Here is a 16,570-nt window from a genome sequence, read left to right as displayed (position 1 = left end):
TGATGGCGTCGCCGAGCGCGAGGAAATCCCACCGGCCGATCTTGCCGACTTTGAAGTTCTGGCGCCCAGTTGTTTCGAGGAGCTTAAGAACATCGGCCCCGAGGCGTACGCCGCGAAGTATTGGCCGCGAGATTTCCAGGGCCAAAACTGAAGCGGCCCGACTTGATCCAGCAACAACGCTCCAAGGCTAAGCGCGAGCGCTCGTAGCACTACCGGGGAAAAGATCGTCACGCTTAACGAGCGAGTTCAGCAACGCGTCGTATTCGTTGAACCTTGTGAGCCGTTGTGCTTGTCGGGATGACATAGCTGCCGAATCATTTTCATCGTCGGGGCATCGATCATGAACCCTTCCTCACCCTGATGATTATGATGCTGCGTCATTGATGCTTTAAACCATGCCTCCATCCGATCCACTTCCCGTTGGCGCTTGCTTGCGACCTCCCTGCGCATGGCTTCGTACTCACAAAAAGTCTTCGAGGCATTGTACACCTTTGCCAAAGTACGAATCCGCCGTTCCAGGTACCTGCAGCGGCGAATTACTTTCTTCAGGTCAACCCCGCGATACTTATAACCGGCCTTATCCCGATACCGCTGGGCTCGTTGGGCTCCTGTCATTGGCTTGTCGGCGATAGATTTTCTTCCCATCAGACTGATCTCCAAATAGCGTTATGCGTGAATCGTAACACAAATAACCCTAGATTGGTATTCATACCCCTCCTGGCCGCTTCGAGATGTGGGACCCATGGGTGCCAAATTCTCCGCCGACTCGATGAGTCCTAGACAATCCAATGCGGACCAACTATGCTTAATCTAGGCGTTTAGCAGCGCCACACAGAGCGGTCACCGCACCCGTCAGACTCGCGGTTTTTTTGTGCCTCAAGTTATTGCCGGGCGTGCGACCGGAATGCAAGACCCGAAAGGGAAATACGGTTGCGCCGTCTCTGTGCGGCTGCTAAACGCCCGGCGCCATTATCTGATGGCCGTCAACAATTCTGAAAAGAGCGTGGAGGCACAACATGACGACAAAAACGAACTTGAAATGGACGGACCTGGAATGGTACGAATGGGCCGAGGGCCGCGAGATGGCCGGCCGCAGCCTGGCCGCCGGGGAGCATGAGCGGCTTATTTTGACACGGAAGGGTTCCTGGGGGATCGAACGAAAATCGGACCAGAAAGGGGCGCGCTCCACCTGGAAGGATGTCGAGTGGCAAGAAGCAATCTCGTGGCTCACCCTAAACGGCCACCTAAACGGCCGCGTGGTCCCGAAGGAGTGGATAAGTGGCCGTGGACCTGACTCGTGCCTGAAGGCGGTTGGGTTGTGGGCGCACGGTACTCTTAAATACATCCGCGTACTAGCCAAGCCAGGAAGTTGTACGCATGCGGAAAAGAGGGCGACTGGGTAACAAGCGCCGGCAGCCGCGAATCTTGAGTCTTGGATTAAACTACCACCCCGCCCCTTCGGGGGCGGGTTACCCAAGTCAGAGAAAAGTCTGAAAATGAATCAACATCAAATACCGGAAATCGGATTTCTTAGGTTGCGGCAGATAATCGGGAATCCAAAAGCCGATCCGCCGATACATCCTATTTTTCCGATTAGCAAGTCTGCGTGGTGGAAGGGAGTCCAAGATGGCATCTACCCGAAGCCGATAAAGCTCGGTCCGCGCACAACTGTTTGGCGGATAGAGGACATTCGTGAGTTCGTCGAGAAGGCTTGAAATCAGGGAGCGGCAAAGTGGTGGAAGTCGCGCCGGGCGGTTGGAACTCCTTAGGACAGAGAAGGGCTTATTCCCCTTTCGAGTCTTGTATTCGCCCCACACCCGGCGGGAACGGTATCGGCGATCGGCGCTTATTCTTTTGGGTTCACGCGGAGCAACCCTAGCCAACGGTTCTCGGCGCGGGGTTTGGAGGTTGATTAACCAAGAGAGCCCCGCGTCGGCCGCTTAACTCGCGTGACAAGTCACCGTCGGTAGGCTATGCTGTGACAAGTTACGGATGCACGGGGGCATGACCATGGCGCTATCGGCGGCCGAGAGGCAGGCAAACAGACGGGCGAAGCTCAGGGGGCTGGGCAATGTCCTGGTTCACGTGTGGGTAACGCCGAAACACGCCGAACGGATAAAGGCGCTGCTAGACGGTGATGTAACCCATCACGCGCCAGCACCGTCACGGCGCAAGCGACGCAAGCTCGATCCCGTGCAGGAAAAGAACCGTGAGATCTTCGAGGCGCGCCAGGTCGAGATCCGGGCGCGTATAAAGGCCGGCGAGAAGCCGAGCGCGATCGCGGCTTGGCTCAACACCCTCGGGTTTGTCGGCACTGGCGCGACGCTCAATGGCTTCCTGCGCTCGGCAAAGTAAGCCTCTAGGCTCTTTCCGTAACCTCGCCAGCGGTCGCAGAGAATGCAGGCGAACTAACCCAACAGGAATGCAACATGAATAAACAAAAAGGAAAGATAGATTGAACAATCGGATTTGGCGGAGGCATACAGAGCGCAGCTAGCGGCGGCTGTGCATCCCACCAAAGCGGCCCGACCACTGCGCCGACGAGCAACGGGGAGATGTATGCGTTAGACAAAGCCGAAGCCGAAGGGCTTACGGTGCGCGAAGTCCGTTCCATGGTCCGGGACCTGCGGCAAGGCATTACCAAGGCGCGGCCGTTGCGGAGATCCCCGCCGGGTGCGCGCGGTCTTTAAACGAAATTCCAGGCAGCAAATGGGTAGCAATACGAGTTTTTGTGCTTCCCTGGCTACGGCGCCTTTTCCTTTTTAACATTGACGGAGAAATGGACCATGAAATTATATCGCCTCGATTTCCAGGAAGCAGCAGAAGGCACGATGGTCTCCTGGCACGGGAGTAAACGCGCAGCCGAGAAACACGCGCGCCTTCTGGCGAGAGAGTTCGAGATCAGCGATCCGGTCTACGGGGTTTCTTTTGTGGAGATCCGTGCAACGCGGGCAGGCTTGATCGAGTGGCTTAACGTGCACTTGGACCGCGATACCGGGTAACACGAAACAACGGAGAAGCGGTTATGAAATGGTTCGCGATCGACACAGTTTTTGTGCTTCCCTGCTGCGGCGCCCTTTCCCTTTTTAGCTTCTGGTACCCCAGGCGGTACCCCAGGGAGTTTTCCGAGTGAGGCAGTTTCTATAAGCTATTGATTTTATGGTGGGCCCGGTAGGACTCGAACCTACGACCAAGGGATTATGAGTCCCCTGCTCTAACCGACTGAGCTACAGGCCCGCGGCCATCAACCGTTAATCGAGGAAGGTACGCAGTTGTTCCGAACGGGAAGGATGGCGCAGTTTCCGCAACGCTTTGGCTTCAATTTGTCTAATCCGTTCCCGTGTGACGTCAAATTGCTTACCTACTTCTTCTAGGGTGTGATCGGTGTTCATGTCGATTCCGAAGCGCATCTGTAATACCTTGGTTTCACGCGGAGTTAATCCTGCTAATACGTCCCGCGTCGTCCGGCACAGGCCCTCGAAGGTAGCGAGGTCCACCGGCATCAGGGTGTTTTGGTCTTCAATGAAATCCCCTAAATGCGAGTCTTCGTCGTCACCGATGGGGGTTTCCATAGAGATCGGTTCCTTAGCGATTTTTAATACCTTGCGGATCTTTTCCTCGGGCATTTCCATGCGCTTGGCGAGCTCTTCGGGGGTCGGCTCCCGGCCCATTTCCTGGACGATTTGGCGCGAGATGCGGTTGAGCTTGTTGATCGTTTCAATCATATGCACGGGAATTCGAATCGTTCTGGCCTGGTCGGCGATCGAGCGAGTAATTGCTTGCCGTATCCACCAAGTGGCGTATGTGGAAAATTTGTAACCCCGGCGGTATTCGAATTTATCCACCGCCTTCATCAGACCGATGTTCCCTTCCTGAATCAGATCCAGGAACAACAACCCGCGATTGGTGTACTTCTTCGCAATCGAGATGACCAGCCGCAGGTTTGCCTCAACCATCTCCTTCTTCGCACGACGTGCTTTTGCCTCCCCAATCGACATACGGCGGTTTATGTCCTTAATTTCAACAATCGTCAGTCCTGTGTTTCTTTCAATCGCAGCGAGCTTCTTTTGCGCCTGGACGATTTCATCATCGTGTGCCCTGATGGCGGCCGCCCACGGTTTACGCGAACGCCCTAAGGACTTCGTCCATTGGAGATTGGTCTCGTTGTTCTGCAACGCGCTGATTGCGTCTTTGCGTGGCATATTCGCACGCTGCGTGCAAATCTCCATGATTTCCCGTTCCAGCCCGCGGATATTCTCGACGATTTGCCGAACTTCGCTCGTGAGCTTATCGACAAGCTTAGGTACAAATCGAAACTCGAGGATGTACGCGCAAAGGCCGTCTCGCAGCCTTTTGGTCTTGGGATCATTGCGCCCGTGTCTCTTTACCGCGCTGAGGATCTTTTGGTGCATTTTTTTAAGGGCGACAAACCTCTCTTTGACCTCCTCGGGATTCAAAGCGAAACTCAATGGGTCCGCCTCGTCGTCTTGTTCTCGTTCCTCGGCCTCCTCATCCTCGTCTTTTAACGGGCGAACGTTCGCCGGTGCGATCGGTGGCTTCAATTCGCCGGCCTTTAGCTCCTCTCCGGAAGAGAAACGGTAGAGCAGGTCGCTTAGTTTCGACTCGCCGGCCTCTACCTGGCCGTATTCAGTCAGTAGTCTTTCGATGATGTAAGGGAAGTCAGCGAGCGCCGAGAGTGCTTGATTGAGCCCTTCTTCGATGCGCTTTGCGATCGCGATCTCACCCTCGCGCGTGAGCAGATCAACCGTGCCCATCTCGCGCATATACATGCGAACCGGATCGGTGGTGCGGCCAAACTCGTCGTCGACAGGCACAAAGGCGGCCGCGGCGTCTTCCGCGACATCCTCATCGGCGGCGATCACTGTATCTGCTAACAGCAGGGATTCGATATCGGGCGCCGTTTCATGGACCTCGATTCCCATGTCCGTGATCATCCCGATGATGTCCTCGATTTGCTCGGGATCGACGATGCCCTCCGGGAGGTGGTCATTGACCTCATGATAGGTCAGAAATCCTTGCTCCTTCCCTTTTGCGATGAGTTGTTTAATCTGCGAGCGTTCGTCGCCGGAGTCAATATCTTCGGGAGTATCCATAGTTAAAGTATAAACTGTTCAATGCGTTAAAAGATTAATTGAAAGTATAGTAAAGCAATTGTCAATCTGCCAGGACGCTATGATCAGAATTACCGTTAATTCGGTGCAAAAACGCCTATTTTATCTCACTCGTTAATGGTATCGCTAGCGCTCGTCGCTGCTTTGCTGTTTATGGCGAGCGATGCGCGCAGTTCCGATTTTGCTTGCGGCGTAAGCGCGCCCGGATTGGATGTCAGCAACCGCACCCGTTGCTTGGTGGCAAGAGCCTGTAAGCGTTTCATGTACCACGCGAAATTCGCTTCGAGGGCCTCGTCGGATACCAGCGGGTCCTCGGCCGCCAGCCGATTCAAAAAACTGCTTTCCTCGGCGCCGCGCCACCGCTCAAGAAGGGCGCCGCAATGGATTCCGGGATGATCTTGGATTAAACGAACCAACTCCAAAAATATCCCGATGTGGGGAAGTTCCACCGGCGTGAGATCCTGCGTCAGATCGACCCGCATGGCTAGTTCCGGCCGCCGCAGCATGATTGTGATCGCAGATTGAATTACGGATGGCGCTGGGCGGCGAGTGGGGACGACGACTTTTTCGGCCGGACGCGCCGTTCGCGCCAGAGCCGCTAATTCGTCCGCATCCAGCGTTGAAAGTTCCCCTAAGCGGCGTCGCATAAGCTGTTGTAATGCGCCGGTCGGCAGCAGGTTTATGTATGGGTTTGCCAGCGCGACCAGCCGGGCGTTACCTTCAGGCGTATTCAGGTTGACCCTTTTTAATAGGCTTGCGAAGAGGAATTCCGAGAGTGCTGTCACCTTGTCAGTGGTTTCGAATAGTGTGGCGCCCGCCTTACGCACCCAACTGTCGGGATCCTCCCCGGCCGGCAAAAAAAGAAAACCCACCGTTCGCCCATCCTTCATCTGCGGCAGGATCACGTTAAGTGAGCGCCAAGCGGCGCGCTCTCCGGCCTCATCGCCATCGAAGCATAGAATGACCTCGGGAACCGCGCGAAACAAGCGGGTGACGTGATCTCGGGTTAGGGCGGTGCCAAGGGTCGCGACCGCATGGTTGATCCCGAACTGCGCCAGGGCGATCACGTCCATATAACCTTCGACGACCACAAGGCGCTGCGGATCCGCACCGACTTTTAAGGCCCGGTGCAATCCGTACAGCTCGGCCCCTTTGTGGAAAACGGGAGTCTCGGGCGAGTTGAGGTACTTGGGCTCCCCGCCGTCCAGGCCACGTCCACCAAACCCGACCATCCTGCCTCGCGCGTCTCGGATCGGGAACATGATCCGGTCGCGAAAACGGTCGTAATAGCGACCTTCCGGTTTCGCGATCACAAGCCCCGCCAGGCTAAGCGTACGCAGGGCTTGCGGGGAAGTTCCCAAGGCCCGCTGCAGTTGATCCCAATCCGGTGGGGCATAACCCAGATCGAAATCGGCGGCGACACGGCCGGTTAATCCCCGCTGCTTGAGGTAGGCGACGGCCCGGTTTGCGGCGGGCCGTTGGCGCAACTGCGCCGCGTAGTGCTTGGCTGCCTGCGCCAAGATATCGTACAGGTCGGCGCTTGGGGCTCGGGGCGTGCCGGGATCGGTGCTGGGGAGCGGCATGCCGGCGCGATCGGCGAGCCGCGAGACCGCCTCGACGAAGCTCAGCCGTAGATAATTCATTAAAAAGTTGATGGCGGAACCACCCGCGCCACACCCGAAACAATAATAAAACTGTTTCTCGCGGTTGACGCTGAACGAGGGGGTTTTCTCGTTGTGGAAGGGGCAAAGCGCCGTATAATTGCGCCCGGCCTTGCGCAAGCTGAGGAATTCTTCGATCACCTCGACGACGTCCGTCTTGGACAACAGCTCGTCGATGACCGGCTGTGAAATGCGGCGGGTCATGCCTATGCCTTACTCTTTCGAGTATAGACGCGGCAAGCCACAATGCCAGTTTGTCGCGGTAACGGTTCGGGCCGCTCGGGTTCAGCCGCCCAAGCGGTGTTTAAGCGCCTGGCTAACCTGTGCCATGTCCGCGCGGCCCTGCACACGCGGTTTTAGCCAAGCGAGGACTTTACCGAGATCGCGGACGGAGCTTGCTCCGGCCTCGGCAATGGCCTTTGCCATCAAGCCCTGTAGCTCCTCCTGGCCTAAAAGCTCCGGCATGAATCCTTGAATGAGTTGATACTCGTAAGTCTCTTTTGCGACCAGATCATCACGGCCGGCGCTTTGATAGGCTGCAATCGATTCCCGGCGTTGCTTGGCCAACCTATCGATAACCTTCAGTGTCTCCGCGTCATCGAGGATAATACGTTCGTCCACTTCGCGTTGCTTAATCGCCGCCAGGACAAAACGTAGTGCCGCGACGCGCTTCTTATCGCCCCCGCGGAGGGAGGATTTGACATCGTCCTCAACGCGCTGTTTAAGCGCGAGCGGCATCCGCGTATGAGCCTCGATGGAAACGCCGGACGACGGGTTTGCCCCGCTGCCCGAATGCGGAGGGTGTAAGGCGGGCTTGGGTGCGGGCGAGTTTCTTTTGCCAGCGCTTTACGGCCGCGGCCGCCTTACGCTTCCGCACCTGGGTCGGTTTCTCGTAAAATTCGCGCCGGTGCACCTCGGCCAGGACGCCGGCCTTTTCACAGGCGCGCTTGAAGCGCCGCAAGGCGATGTCGAAGGGTTCGTTGTCTCTCACTCTTACTGACGGCATTGAGAATCGGATCCTTGTTAAGAATTGGTTTATTGCAAAAGCGGCATAGTGTAATCGACTCCGTTCCGTTGGCAAAGTACGTACCGTAACGAAAAAACAGTCCATGCGCGTGCTGGGAATAGAAACCTCGTGTGACGAGACCGGGATCGCGATCTACGATTCCGAGCGCGGGCTATTGGCGCATGTGTTGCGCACCCAGGCCCCCCTTCATGCCAACTATGGGGGCGTGGTGCCCGAGCTGGCCTCGCGCGATCATGTTCGCCACCTTATCCCGTTGATCCGATCGGCACTCTGCGAGGCGGGCTGTGAGGCGCGGGATCTCGCCGGTGTCAGCTATACCGCGGGGCCGGGCCTCATTGGCGCGCTTCTCGCCGGGGCCGCCGTGGCGCGCAGCCTGGCCTGGTCGCTCGGGATCCCATGCTTAGGGGTCCATCATATGGAAGGCCATCTGCTCGCCCCGATGTTGGAGCCCACCCCGCCCGAGCCGCCCTTGCTCGCGCTCCTAGTCTCCGGCGGGCACACCCAGCTTGTGGACGTGGCGCGGGTCGGGAGTTATCGCATCCTCGGCGAGTCCGTGGACGATGCCGCGGGCGAGGCCTTCGACAAGACGGCGAAGCTGCTCGGCCTCGGTTACCCGGGCGGTCCCGCGCTCGAGCGTCTTGCGGAGCAGGGCGAAGCGGGCCGCTTCGTGTTTCCACGTCCCATGACCAACCGGCCCGGCCTGAACTTTAGTTTCAGCGGCTTGAAGACTTTTACGCTCCAAACCCTGCGGACGACACGCGACGATCAAAAGACGCGTGCGGATATCGCGCGCGCTTTCGCTGATGCGGTGGTCGACACGCTGGTGATTAAGTGCCGGCGCGCGCTCAAGGCGACCGGCTACCGGCGGCTCGTGGCAGCGGGCGGCGTGAGCGCCAACCGTGCCTTGCGCGCTCGCTTGCGCGAGCTTAGCGGCGAGGGGATTCAGGTCTACTATCCACGGCCCGAGTTCTGCACCGACAACGGCGCGATGATTGCCTATGCGGGATGGGTGCGCCTTCGCGCCGGGCACCGCGACGGCCTCGAGTTCCCGGTCCGGCCGCGATGGCCGCTCGCCGAACTGCCTCCCATTTAAATCCGCGCTATTCCGCCCGTGCGGCCGACTTTTCGGCACCGATTTTCGATTCGGTCCCCGCGAGCAACTTGCGCAGGTTTCCCCGGTGCCGCCAGAAGATCAGCGCCACCATCAACACGACGACCGCGACATGAATCCAGGTGCCGTCAAGCAGAAAAACCATGAACGGCGCGCATGCGGCTGCCCCCAAGGCGGCCAGGGACGAATAGCGAAATAGGCCCGCTAAGGCCAGCCATACCAACATGAAGCCGATCCCGACCGGCCAAGCGAGGCCATAGAGCACGCCGATGAAGGTCGCGACCCCCTTGCCCCCGTGGAAGCCAAAGAATAACGGGTACAGATGGCCCGAGAACGTCGCGAGGCCCATCAAGGCGAGACCCAGATCGGACACGCCCAGCACGCGCCCGATGACCAGTGGCAACAAACCCTTGAACAGATCCCCCGCCAAGGTAATGACGGCCGCCGGCTTGCCGGCAAGCCTCAAGACGTTGGTCGCGCCTGGGTTGCCCGAGCCTTGCGCGCGCGGATCGGGGAATCCGCCCGCCCAGCAGACGACGATGGCCGAGGAAATCGATCCCAAAAGATAACTGAAGACAATCAGGGCGAGCTCGAGCAGCATGGTGCTATTGGAGTTGCTTGGCCTTGACAGGTCAAGCAAGCATCGGGTCTAGTGTTCTATCATCGGACCGGAAAAGTAATGTGAAAGCCGTGGCCAGGCGCCATTGAACGGCGTATGGATATCATTTACATAAACAATCTGCGCATCGAAGCCGTGATCGGGGTCTATGCCTGGGAGCGGCAGCTCAAGCAAGTGGTCATCTTCGACCTCGAGCTCGGCAGCGATATCCGCACAGCGGCGCTCACCGATTCGGTGGCCGACACGCTGAACTATAAAGAGGTCGCCAAACGGGTGATGGCCTTCGTCACAGACAGCCGCTACCAGTTGGTTGAGTCGCTTGCCGAGGCTGTCGCCGAGCTCATCCTCAAGGAGTTCGATATTCCCTGGCTCCGCTTACGGCTGAACAAGCAAGGCGCCGTGCGCGGTGTGCGCGACGTCGGGGTCATCATCGAACGCGGCCGCCGGGAGGAAGCTTGGCACGGGTCTATGTAAGCATAGGCAGCAATGTGAGGCGCCGGGACAACATTCGCAGCGCTATCGCATCACTGCGCGGCCAGTTCGGAGAATTGATGCTGTCGCCCGTCTACGAGAGCGCCGCCATCGGCTTTCCCGGAGATCATTTCTATAATGTTGTCGTGGGCCTCAGTACCGATTTAGATCCCCACGGACTGCGGACGCGCCTAGCCGCGATCGAGTCTCAGCATGGCCGCACACCCGATACGCCGCGCTATGCGCCCCGGCCGCTCGACCTCGACATCTTGCTTTATGATGATCTCGTGATTCGAGACAATGGCTTGCACCTGCCGCGTAAGGACATCACACGTTATGCCTTCGTGTTGCGGCCCTTGGCGGACATTGCGGGCGAGGTCATGCACCCGCTCGAGGGCCGGCGGATCCGGGAGCTTTGGGCGGAGTTTGATAAGAGTGGACAAGCGCTTGCGCCGGTTCCCTATGAAGACCTCCTGGGACCGTCTGCAAGCGCTTCGGAGCCGCGCGCGTGAACATCCTATGTCTTGGCGATTCCATTACCGAGGGCAGCGCTATGCAGAAAAAAATACAAGCGTCGGCAAGAACCTTCACGGGGCGTCATGCGGCAGCGCTCATCGTCGCCTTGGTGGCGGCCGCGTGCGCGGGGATGGAAACCCGCGAGCGCTTGGATAACCTGGAGTTGAGCGTCGCCACCTACGAAAGCGCGTTGCGCTGGGGCGATTACGACGCGGCGGCGTTGTATCGTGTTTCCCGTACCGGCCCCTACCCCCCGATCAACACGGAACCCCTTCAGGCTATCCGGGTCGCCTCCTACGAGATCGTCAATCAGACCCTGAACGCAACTCAGACCGAGGCCACCGTGACGGTCCTTTTCCGCTATTATGACCAGGATGTGGGCCAGGTCGCCACGCTTCGCGATGTCCAGAAATGGTGGTATGACGCAGCCCCGAAGCGCTGGTTCCTGGATGGCGAATTGCCGGATTTTCAGCGTCACTACGAATAGCTTGAGTCAATACCTATCGCCTAGCCCCGAGGCCGCGGCCCACAGCGCGCGGCTGATCGAGGCGATACAAGAAGAATTGGCCGTATCCGGCGGGAGCATGAGCTTCGCGCGCTTTATGGAACTCGCGCTCTACGCCCCCGGTCTCGGGTACTACAGCGCCGGGAGTGTGAAACTCGGCTCGAGCGGCGATTTCGTCACCGCCCCGGAACTTTCCCCACTGTTCGGGCGTTGCCTCGCGCGGCCATGCCGCGAGGTCCTCGCGCGGCTCGGCGGCGGCGCCATCTGCGAACTCGGCGCAGGCAGCGGCCGGCTCGCCGTCGAGATCTTGACCGAGCTCGAACGCCGGGGTAGCTTGCCGGAAGCTTACTTTATCCTTGAGATCAGCGCGGATCTGCGCGCGCGCCAACAGGAATGGATAGAAAGCGCCGTGCCGCATTTGGCCTCAAGGGTCGCATGGCTAGAGCGGCCGCCCAGCCGGCCTTGGCGCGGGATCATGATCGCGAACGAGGTGCTCGACGCGCTGCCCGTGCACCGCTTTCGCATCGCTGGCGGGAATGTTTACGAACAACGTGTGAGGTGGCAGGGCGATAGCTTCACGTGGGGCGAGGAGGTCTCCGCCGAGCCGCGCCTACGAGCACAGATCGAGGCGATCCAAAGCGCATTGGGCTCCCCGCTCCCGGAGGGCTATGTCTCCGAGGTCAATCTCGCCTTAGCGCCGTGGTTAGGGACAGTGACGGAATCTCTAAGCCGTGGAATATTTCTATGCATCGATTATGGTTACACGCGCCGCGAGTACTACCTGCCCGAACGCCGCGAGGGCACGCTGATCTGCCACCACCGCCATCGGGTCCACGCCGATCCGCTGATGCTCACCGGACTCCAGGATATCAGTAGCTTTGTCGATTTCACGGCCCTAGCTGAATCCGCGGAAACTTGCGGGCTCGCGGTTTTGGGCTACACGACTCAGGCCCATTTCCTGAGCGGTTGTGGTCTTGAAAAAGCGCTTAAGTCGCTGCAAGCGGCCGACCCGCAGAGATACTTGAAACATATCCAGGAGGCGAAACAACTCACCCTGCCCGCGGAGATGGGAGAACGGTTCAAGGTGATGGCCGTAGGAAGGGCATGGGATGGACCGCTTACAGGATTCAAGACCTACGATCAGCGGTATCGTTTGTAGAGCCAGCGCCGCATAGCTCAATCCCTTGACCTATCGTCTTTCCCCGATCCATGAAACTCGCGTTTCCGCAGGACGACGCCGACCTCGCCCGATCCCTCTCCGCCGTGATTCGTGTAGGCGATGACTTGCGGGTCGGGAGCGACGAAGGCACCAAAACGATGTGTTTGCGCCGTTGCCCGGCGTCCGGTCGGCATGGTTCGTCCGGCGCTCATCTTGCCGCGTCAGTACTCCCAAATAGGGCGGGCAATGGCTCAATGATCGCCTTCGCACTTGACCTCCTCCTTGAACTCATCACGCTTTGCCTCCAGCTTCACTTTGCATGGTCCGTCCCAGAACTCCTTCTTCCATTCGCCATGCCAGCTTGCACCCACGCCATCCTTGCACTTTACTTCTCTCTTGAACTCCCCCCGCTTTGATTCGAGCTTTACTTCACAGGGACCGTCCCAGAACTCCTCCTTCCATTCGCCACGCCACCATCGCCTCTTTGCATCGCCGCCGTTGCGATCATCAGCAAGAGCAGGGAAAAGGACCCCGATGCTGCCAAGCAGCAGGAGCGCGAGCATGGATCGGTTCGTCATTTCATCACCATGTGTTGACGGTTGCTAAAAAGGCGTGCGTAGAAGCCCAGACTTTGACAGCCTGCCTAAACCCGGCATCGGTGAACCTTATCACCTCTCATTCATTCGGCGGAAGCGCGTACACGATGCCTGTGAGGTCTATGACGGAGTGCCGTCCATCAAGACCCCATACTGCTCGACCTTGGCGACATCCACCGCGAATACCAGCGCTTTGCCCTCGACACGCTGGCTCATCGCTTCCCACCGAACCTCGTTGACTTTCTGAGCACGATAGTTACGCTTCTTCATGGCGAGAATACTTCCTGCGTTATGGGTTGCGCTCACACGCGGCTTTGAGGCGCGGGAATTCGCGCACGCCGATAGTTCACCATGCGCCGTATTATCCCGGATTACGCTGCGCTCCATCCCGAATCCGGCTGAGGTACAACCTTCGAACCACATCTGCACGAGAGGTCTCCACCTTTGTGCCTATTCCCGGTTCCTCAACCAGCCGAACAGCTCCGCGTGCGGCGAGTCGGTTCTCGGCCCACCATTCTGCAGCTCGTTCGATTTCCCGCTGTGCGCGGGGCTTGATTCGAACAATGAGAGCCAAAGTCAGCCGAAACGGCGAAGCCGTGCGAACAGTTCTTCGGCTGAAATGCCTTCTTCCCGATCAGCCTCGTCGAGGGCTTCGAGGAGGTCCGATTCTTCTTGGGGCGATAGACATACAGCCGCTTCATCGCCCCGGGCTAGAACAGTGACGACAGTTCCCTCAGGCAGAGAGAGACCTTCGACTACCACTTTGCCATCAATGACAGTGCCTGATGCGACTTGCATGTAAGAATGGTACTCCAGGGCTAGGGAGAACGGCAATTTGACGCCGAACGAAACAAGATCAGCCGCGCCGTACAAGAAGGCTTGGCGAGGCGACGCCGATCCACGGCGTCGGCTGCAGCGCCTGGTTGGGCCAAGGCGCTTCAATAGAGCCGGGTCACCGGCGAGGCAGGCTGATTCAAATACCGCTTCGCGGACCCAGCCTTCAGCGAAACCGCATGGCCTAACTTGCTTTGGCTGACATGCTCATTCGCCCTACCCAGATGAAGGCAACGGCGAAAAGCAGATGAATGATAGCGAACACCTTTGTCAACTGCCGCGCGCCACTGAATAATCCCCACACGTCCAAGGCGGCTATAGCACCAAATCCGACAATGTTGCCGAGGATGATGGCGTTCCGCGCCGTAGACGGCTCCGCGTTCCGCGCCATCCAGTTAAGGACCGCAATCCCTAGGAAGGGGCTGCCGAAAAGCCGCAGATAGGCAATCAGCGCGGCGGAGGCGTCGGTGGGGACGGCGCCAATGCCGATGGCCTGTGGTGCAAAGATAAAGCCGAGGCCCACGAGAGCCATGTAGATCGCGGCGATGCTGAGCAGGATTCTGAGTTCCATGGGAAAAGTTTCCTTTCGGTAGACAATTGAGATGTCTGAATTACCCGTAACCACACGATGCTGGGCTAACGACAAAAGCTCACCGGGGCGCCGCTTTTTGGCGCGTCCGGTGGAGCGCCTTGTTGGGCACTTTGCCTGTGAAAACAGCGACCGGCACATGGCGAGCGACTGCTACGGACTTACGAAGTGTCTTAATACGCTCAATCTCGTGCATGGTTTGAGCCGTGAAATACGACTCACCGCAATGGGGACATGACCATATCGGGATGCTATCACGAGAAGTTTAGGACCCTGACCAAAACTACGGGTGACCTCACGAAGTTGAACCCCAGCTTGCCCACATGAGGCGCAACGTTCGCTAGGCGAGGTATACGGTAATGACGACAAGCCTTCCGGTGGAACCGATTTTGACAATGGTTTCTGCTTCGAGGGTCATCGAGCGTGAAACCGCGGATGACACACTTGACCTCGCGGGTTTGGCGGTCGCGCTGGCGGTCGGTGATTTCACCCGTGAGGATGATGTTTTCGAGATCGAGGATCGTGAGGTTGTCATCGTCTAGCTCTTCGGCGGCATGAATAGAGACCACATAGTTCAGTGAGCGAATAAGGTCGCGCAACTAGGAAATGGTCAGCTTCGGCACTCATGAATTCTAGCAACGATCTATGTGTGTGCCCAACGCCAAGCTCAGCCGCCGCATTCAGCGGGTCGGCTGGAGCGTTTTGTTGGGCGGCAGTGTGTAGTGCCCGACATGGGTTCACGACAATGAGCCCAGCGTCTGGTCCACCACTTCTTGCCACTCACCGGGCGCCATCTCCTTGAACGGAATATGGCCAACCGATGCACTGGAAATGACAACGTCTGGCTCCAAGCGGCGGAGGAGCTTGAGGCTGTCTATCAAGTCAGACTTACTCCCACCCGCCTCAGGCATCACATATGTTTCCCACGAGTTGTTACTTGGGAAAATTGTATCTCCTGTAAAAAGATACGTTTTTCCGTGGGGTGACTTGAAGAGGAAGCACGTGCTTCCGTCGGTGTGACCAGGGGTGGGTATGACCTCAATGTCACCGAGATGAATCTCTCGTCGCTGAAACATCAGATCCACTGGACACGTCTCACTTACGGCCTTTTCCTCAAGCCGGTGACAGCACAGCTTGGAGCCGAACATCTGTCTGATCTGAACCAGTGGAGGTCCTACCTCATCCCTGTGGCTCAAGTACTGATGAGTGATCCCACCAAGTTCCTGGATATGCTGATGTTCATTCGGCTGCCCGGAGCTATAGAACAACACGTTTCCCTCGTTTCGCACGAGCAGGTAGCCATGCGTGGTCAGATTAGGAAAAGGATGCTCCGGGTTTGTCTGCCATAAGTCAGGAAATATCTGCTTCATGATGCCGTCCCTATACGTAGTGTGCCGCCCAACGATTAGCTCAGCGGCGCGCCGTCGTTTGGCGCGTCCGCTGGAGCGTTTTGTTGGGCGATTTCGCGACTTTGGCCAATCTTTCTAGGGCCGCCTTCCAGAGGCCCGTTGGTTTGGGTCAGAGGTTTAAGATTGCGTGCTGTAAGTCAAGACGACTTGTCCCGACTTCAACGTCTTGGCCCGGAGGAGCTTCAACGCATGTCGCTCCTTCACGTCTTTGAACAGCGCCTTGCCTCCGCCCAAGACAATGGGGTGCACGACTAGCCGGAGCTCATCGATCAAGCCCAGGTTCATCAGACTGGAGACCAAAGTGGCGCCGCCGACCGCATGCATGTCCTTGCCAGGCTGCTGCTTCAGGTTTCGGATCTCCGCAACATCTCGAACGATCCGCGTCGTCTTCCAATTGACTTTGTCTAACGTCTTGGACAAGACGATATGGGGCGTTTTATCGGCGAAGCGCGCGTAATCGATTTCGTCCTTCGAAGCGACCTTGCCCGTGAAGGGCTGAATACCCTCGGGGTTGGTCAAGATGGCACGCCAGTATTGCTCGTAGCCCGCATACATCCCGCGGCCGAGGATACAGGTGTCGATCTGGGGGAGCAGATCAAAGGGATCTTCCCAGGTTTCTACCCAATCCAGCTCTCCGTTGGGTCCCTCGATGAAGCCGTCCACCGACACCACCAGGGCTGCAATGATTTTTCTCATGTCAGTTGTCCTTTCGATCGTGTTTGAAGGTCCAGGCTACCGATCGATTGTGACCAGCTCGTCTCTGGCTCTACCAGTAGTCGAACGAGACCCCACGAAATCGACAGTGGGAGTGAAGCGCGTCGCCGCCCAACGAGTTTGTCGAAAAACCCGTTTATGAGACGGTGTTGTTGTCGCTACGAAGAGCGTAGGCCTGCCATTCCACCTCATGCATAGTAGCCTACTCGCTCTAAACACCAAGGGAT

The 16,570-nt window shown here is 58.0% G+C and carries 23 protein-coding genes, 1 tRNA gene and 1 pseudogene; 10 read left to right on the top strand and 15 right to left on the bottom strand.

Going from position 1 to position 16,570, the window contains the following annotated elements; genetic code table 11:
- Window positions 1-246 precede the first annotated feature (246 nt).
- Window positions 247-660 (bottom strand): hypothetical protein, encoded by a 414-nt coding sequence (locus M3436_13200; protein ID MDQ3565046.1) that lies wholly within the window; start codon window positions 658-660, stop codon window positions 247-249.
- 356 nt (window positions 661-1,016) lie between these two features.
- Here M3436_13200 and M3436_13195 point away from each other — a divergent pair, with 356 nt between their 5' ends.
- The 4 genes from M3436_13195 to M3436_13180 all read left to right on the top strand — a co-directional run bounded on the left by M3436_13195 (window position 1,017) and on the right by M3436_13180 (window position 3,002).
- Window positions 1,017-1,403, top strand: coding sequence for a hypothetical protein (locus tag M3436_13195; protein ID MDQ3565045.1), 387 nt, complete (start codon window positions 1,017-1,019; stop codon window positions 1,401-1,403).
- A 93-nt stretch (window positions 1,404-1,496) separates the two neighbouring features.
- Window positions 1,497-1,715, top strand: a complete 219-nt coding sequence (locus tag M3436_13190; GenBank protein ID MDQ3565044.1) for an AlpA family phage regulatory protein — start codon at window positions 1,497-1,499, stop codon at window positions 1,713-1,715.
- 289 nt (window positions 1,716-2,004) lie between these two features.
- Complete coding sequence (locus tag M3436_13185) at window positions 2,005-2,355, top strand: hypothetical protein (protein MDQ3565043.1); 351 nt, start codon at window positions 2,005-2,007, stop codon at window positions 2,353-2,355.
- A gap of 431 nt (window positions 2,356-2,786) precedes the next feature.
- Window positions 2,787-3,002 carry a hypothetical protein gene (locus M3436_13180; protein ID MDQ3565042.1) on the top strand — a complete coding sequence of 72 codons (216 nt, stop codon included), beginning with the start codon at window positions 2,787-2,789 and terminating at the stop codon, window positions 3,000-3,002.
- Between the two features lie 158 nt (window positions 3,003-3,160).
- Here the strand turns inward: M3436_13180 and M3436_13175 are convergent.
- The 5 genes from M3436_13175 to rpsU all read right to left on the bottom strand — a co-directional run bounded on the left by M3436_13175 (window position 3,161) and on the right by rpsU (window position 7,799).
- Window positions 3,161-3,237, bottom strand: a tRNA-Ile gene (locus tag M3436_13175).
- A gap of 14 nt (window positions 3,238-3,251) precedes the next feature.
- A complete protein-coding gene (gene rpoD / locus M3436_13170; GenBank protein ID MDQ3565041.1) occupies window positions 3,252-5,096 on the bottom strand; it encodes an RNA polymerase sigma factor RpoD in 1,845 nt (614 codons plus the stop codon).
- 143 nt (window positions 5,097-5,239) lie between these two features.
- On the bottom strand, window positions 5,240-6,997 hold the full coding sequence (gene dnaG / locus M3436_13165; protein MDQ3565040.1) for a DNA primase: 1,758 nt from the start codon (window positions 6,995-6,997) through the stop codon (window positions 5,240-5,242).
- An 81-nt stretch (window positions 6,998-7,078) separates the two neighbouring features.
- Entirely contained in the window at window positions 7,079-7,531 is a 453-nt protein-coding gene (locus tag M3436_13160) for a GatB/YqeY domain-containing protein (GenBank protein MDQ3565039.1), read from the bottom strand.
- Window positions 7,515-7,799, bottom strand: a complete 285-nt coding sequence (gene rpsU / locus M3436_13155; protein ID MDQ3565038.1) for a 30S ribosomal protein S21 — start codon at window positions 7,797-7,799, stop codon at window positions 7,515-7,517. The genes M3436_13160 and rpsU overlap by 17 nt, the downstream gene beginning before the upstream one ends.
- Before the next feature lie 103 nt (window positions 7,800-7,902).
- On the opposite strand from rpsU, the gene tsaD reads away from it, so the two are divergent.
- Complete coding sequence (gene tsaD / locus M3436_13150; GenBank protein MDQ3565037.1) at window positions 7,903-8,913, top strand: tRNA (adenosine(37)-N6)-threonylcarbamoyltransferase complex transferase subunit TsaD; 1,011 nt, start codon at window positions 7,903-7,905, stop codon at window positions 8,911-8,913.
- Between the two features lie 7 nt (window positions 8,914-8,920).
- Here the strand turns inward: tsaD and plsY are convergent, their stop codons facing one another.
- Entirely contained in the window at window positions 8,921-9,532 is a 612-nt protein-coding gene (gene plsY / locus M3436_13145; GenBank protein ID MDQ3565036.1) for a glycerol-3-phosphate 1-O-acyltransferase PlsY, read from the bottom strand.
- A 114-nt stretch (window positions 9,533-9,646) separates the two neighbouring features.
- Here plsY and folB point away from each other — a divergent pair, with 114 nt between their 5' ends.
- From folB to M3436_13125, 4 genes are read left to right on the top strand one after another with little or no spacing between them, the layout of a single operon-like run.
- Complete coding sequence (gene folB, locus M3436_13140; GenBank protein ID MDQ3565035.1) at window positions 9,647-10,024, top strand: dihydroneopterin aldolase; 378 nt, start codon at window positions 9,647-9,649, stop codon at window positions 10,022-10,024.
- Window positions 10,006-10,533 (top strand): 2-amino-4-hydroxy-6-hydroxymethyldihydropteridine diphosphokinase, encoded by a 528-nt coding sequence (gene folK, locus M3436_13135; protein ID MDQ3565034.1) that lies wholly within the window; start codon window positions 10,006-10,008, stop codon window positions 10,531-10,533. The genes folB and folK overlap by 19 nt, the downstream gene beginning before the upstream one ends.
- Window positions 10,530-11,024: a hypothetical protein gene (locus M3436_13130; GenBank protein MDQ3565033.1), complete on the top strand. Its 495-nt coding sequence runs from the start codon at window positions 10,530-10,532 to the stop codon at window positions 11,022-11,024. Before folK ends, M3436_13130 begins: the two co-directional genes overlap by 4 nt.
- Before the next feature lies 1 nt (window position 11,025).
- Entirely contained in the window at window positions 11,026-12,201 is a 1,176-nt protein-coding gene (locus tag M3436_13125; protein MDQ3565032.1) for an SAM-dependent methyltransferase, read from the top strand.
- A 17-nt stretch (window positions 12,202-12,218) separates the two neighbouring features.
- On the opposite strand, the gene M3436_13120 is transcribed toward M3436_13125, so the two are convergent.
- From M3436_13120 to M3436_13095, 6 genes and pseudogenes are all read right to left on the bottom strand, one after another.
- Window positions 12,219-12,413 (bottom strand): hypothetical protein, encoded by a 195-nt coding sequence (locus tag M3436_13120; protein ID MDQ3565031.1) that lies wholly within the window; start codon window positions 12,411-12,413, stop codon window positions 12,219-12,221.
- A gap of 39 nt (window positions 12,414-12,452) precedes the next feature.
- Window positions 12,453-12,764, bottom strand: a complete 312-nt coding sequence (locus tag M3436_13115) for a hypothetical protein (protein ID MDQ3565030.1) — start codon at window positions 12,762-12,764, stop codon at window positions 12,453-12,455.
- Between the two features lie 153 nt (window positions 12,765-12,917).
- A complete protein-coding gene (locus M3436_13110) occupies window positions 12,918-13,067 on the bottom strand; it encodes a hypothetical protein (protein ID MDQ3565029.1) in 150 nt (49 codons plus the stop codon).
- A gap of 306 nt (window positions 13,068-13,373) precedes the next feature.
- A complete protein-coding gene (locus tag M3436_13105; protein ID MDQ3565028.1) occupies window positions 13,374-13,595 on the bottom strand; it encodes a hypothetical protein in 222 nt (73 codons plus the stop codon).
- A gap of 220 nt (window positions 13,596-13,815) precedes the next feature.
- Window positions 13,816-14,202 carry a hypothetical protein gene (locus tag M3436_13100; protein MDQ3565027.1) on the bottom strand — a complete coding sequence of 129 codons (387 nt, stop codon included), beginning with the start codon at window positions 14,200-14,202 and terminating at the stop codon, window positions 13,816-13,818.
- A gap of 79 nt (window positions 14,203-14,281) precedes the next feature.
- Window positions 14,282-14,589: pseudogene (locus tag M3436_13095) on the bottom strand (type II toxin-antitoxin system MqsA family antitoxin).
- Between M3436_13095 and M3436_13090 the strand changes: the two are divergent.
- The gene (locus tag M3436_13090) at window positions 14,580-14,762 is read left to right on the top strand and encodes a hypothetical protein (GenBank protein MDQ3565026.1); all 183 of its coding nucleotides are present in this window, start codon (window positions 14,580-14,582) and stop codon (window positions 14,760-14,762) included. The pseudogene M3436_13095 and the gene M3436_13090 sit on opposite strands and share 10 nt — an antisense overlap.
- A 195-nt stretch (window positions 14,763-14,957) precedes the next feature.
- Here the strand turns inward: M3436_13090 and M3436_13085 are convergent, their stop codons facing one another.
- The gene (locus M3436_13085; protein ID MDQ3565025.1) at window positions 14,958-15,590 is read right to left on the bottom strand and encodes an MBL fold metallo-hydrolase; all 633 of its coding nucleotides are present in this window, start codon (window positions 15,588-15,590) and stop codon (window positions 14,958-14,960) included.
- 156 nt (window positions 15,591-15,746) lie between these two features.
- Window positions 15,747-16,325 carry a dihydrofolate reductase family protein gene (locus tag M3436_13080; GenBank protein ID MDQ3565024.1) on the bottom strand — a complete coding sequence of 193 codons (579 nt, stop codon included), beginning with the start codon at window positions 16,323-16,325 and terminating at the stop codon, window positions 15,747-15,749.
- Window positions 16,326-16,570 lie beyond the last annotated feature (245 nt).

It is taken from the genome of Pseudomonadota bacterium (genome assembly GCA_030859565.1).
Taxonomy (GTDB): domain Bacteria; phylum Pseudomonadota; class Gammaproteobacteria; order JACCXJ01; family JACCXJ01; genus USCg-Taylor.
Note: the sequence above shows the minus strand (reverse complement) of the source record. Positions and strands in the feature narration are given on the sequence as shown.

Coding starts and splice junctions, on each gene's coding strand:
- M3436_13195 (MDQ3565045.1), top strand. CDS start 1,017: ATGACGACAAAAACGAACTTGAAATGGACGGACCTGGAATGGTACGAA.
- M3436_13190 (MDQ3565044.1), top strand. CDS start 1,497: ATGAATCAACATCAAATACCGGAAATCGGATTTCTTAGGTTGCGGCAG.
- M3436_13185 (MDQ3565043.1), top strand. CDS start 2,005: ATGACCATGGCGCTATCGGCGGCCGAGAGGCAGGCAAACAGACGGGCG.
- M3436_13180 (MDQ3565042.1), top strand. CDS start 2,787: ATGAAATTATATCGCCTCGATTTCCAGGAAGCAGCAGAAGGCACGATG.
- dnaG (MDQ3565040.1), bottom strand. CDS start 6,997: ATGACCCGCCGCATTTCACAGCCGGTCATCGACGAGCTGTTGTCCAAG.
- M3436_13160 (MDQ3565039.1), bottom strand. CDS start 7,531: ATGCCGCTCGCGCTTAAACAGCGCGTTGAGGACGATGTCAAATCCTCC.
- rpsU (MDQ3565038.1), bottom strand. CDS start 7,799: ATGCCGTCAGTAAGAGTGAGAGACAACGAACCCTTCGACATCGCCTTG.
- tsaD (MDQ3565037.1), top strand. CDS start 7,903: ATGCGCGTGCTGGGAATAGAAACCTCGTGTGACGAGACCGGGATCGCG.
- plsY (MDQ3565036.1), bottom strand. CDS start 9,532: ATGCTGCTCGAGCTCGCCCTGATTGTCTTCAGTTATCTTTTGGGATCG.
- folB (MDQ3565035.1), top strand. CDS start 9,647: ATGGATATCATTTACATAAACAATCTGCGCATCGAAGCCGTGATCGGG.
- M3436_13120 (MDQ3565031.1), bottom strand. CDS start 12,413: ATGAGCGCCGGACGAACCATGCCGACCGGACGCCGGGCAACGGCGCAA.
- M3436_13115 (MDQ3565030.1), bottom strand. CDS start 12,764: ATGCTCGCGCTCCTGCTGCTTGGCAGCATCGGGGTCCTTTTCCCTGCT.
- M3436_13110 (MDQ3565029.1), bottom strand. CDS start 13,067: ATGAAGAAGCGTAACTATCGTGCTCAGAAAGTCAACGAGGTTCGGTGG.
- M3436_13105 (MDQ3565028.1), bottom strand. CDS start 13,595: ATGCAAGTCGCATCAGGCACTGTCATTGATGGCAAAGTGGTAGTCGAA.
- M3436_13100 (MDQ3565027.1), bottom strand. CDS start 14,202: ATGGAACTCAGAATCCTGCTCAGCATCGCCGCGATCTACATGGCTCTC.
- M3436_13090 (MDQ3565026.1), top strand. CDS start 14,580: ATGACGACAAGCCTTCCGGTGGAACCGATTTTGACAATGGTTTCTGCT.
- M3436_13085 (MDQ3565025.1), bottom strand. CDS start 15,590: ATGAAGCAGATATTTCCTGACTTATGGCAGACAAACCCGGAGCATCCT.
- M3436_13080 (MDQ3565024.1), bottom strand. CDS start 16,325: ATGAGAAAAATCATTGCAGCCCTGGTGGTGTCGGTGGACGGCTTCATC.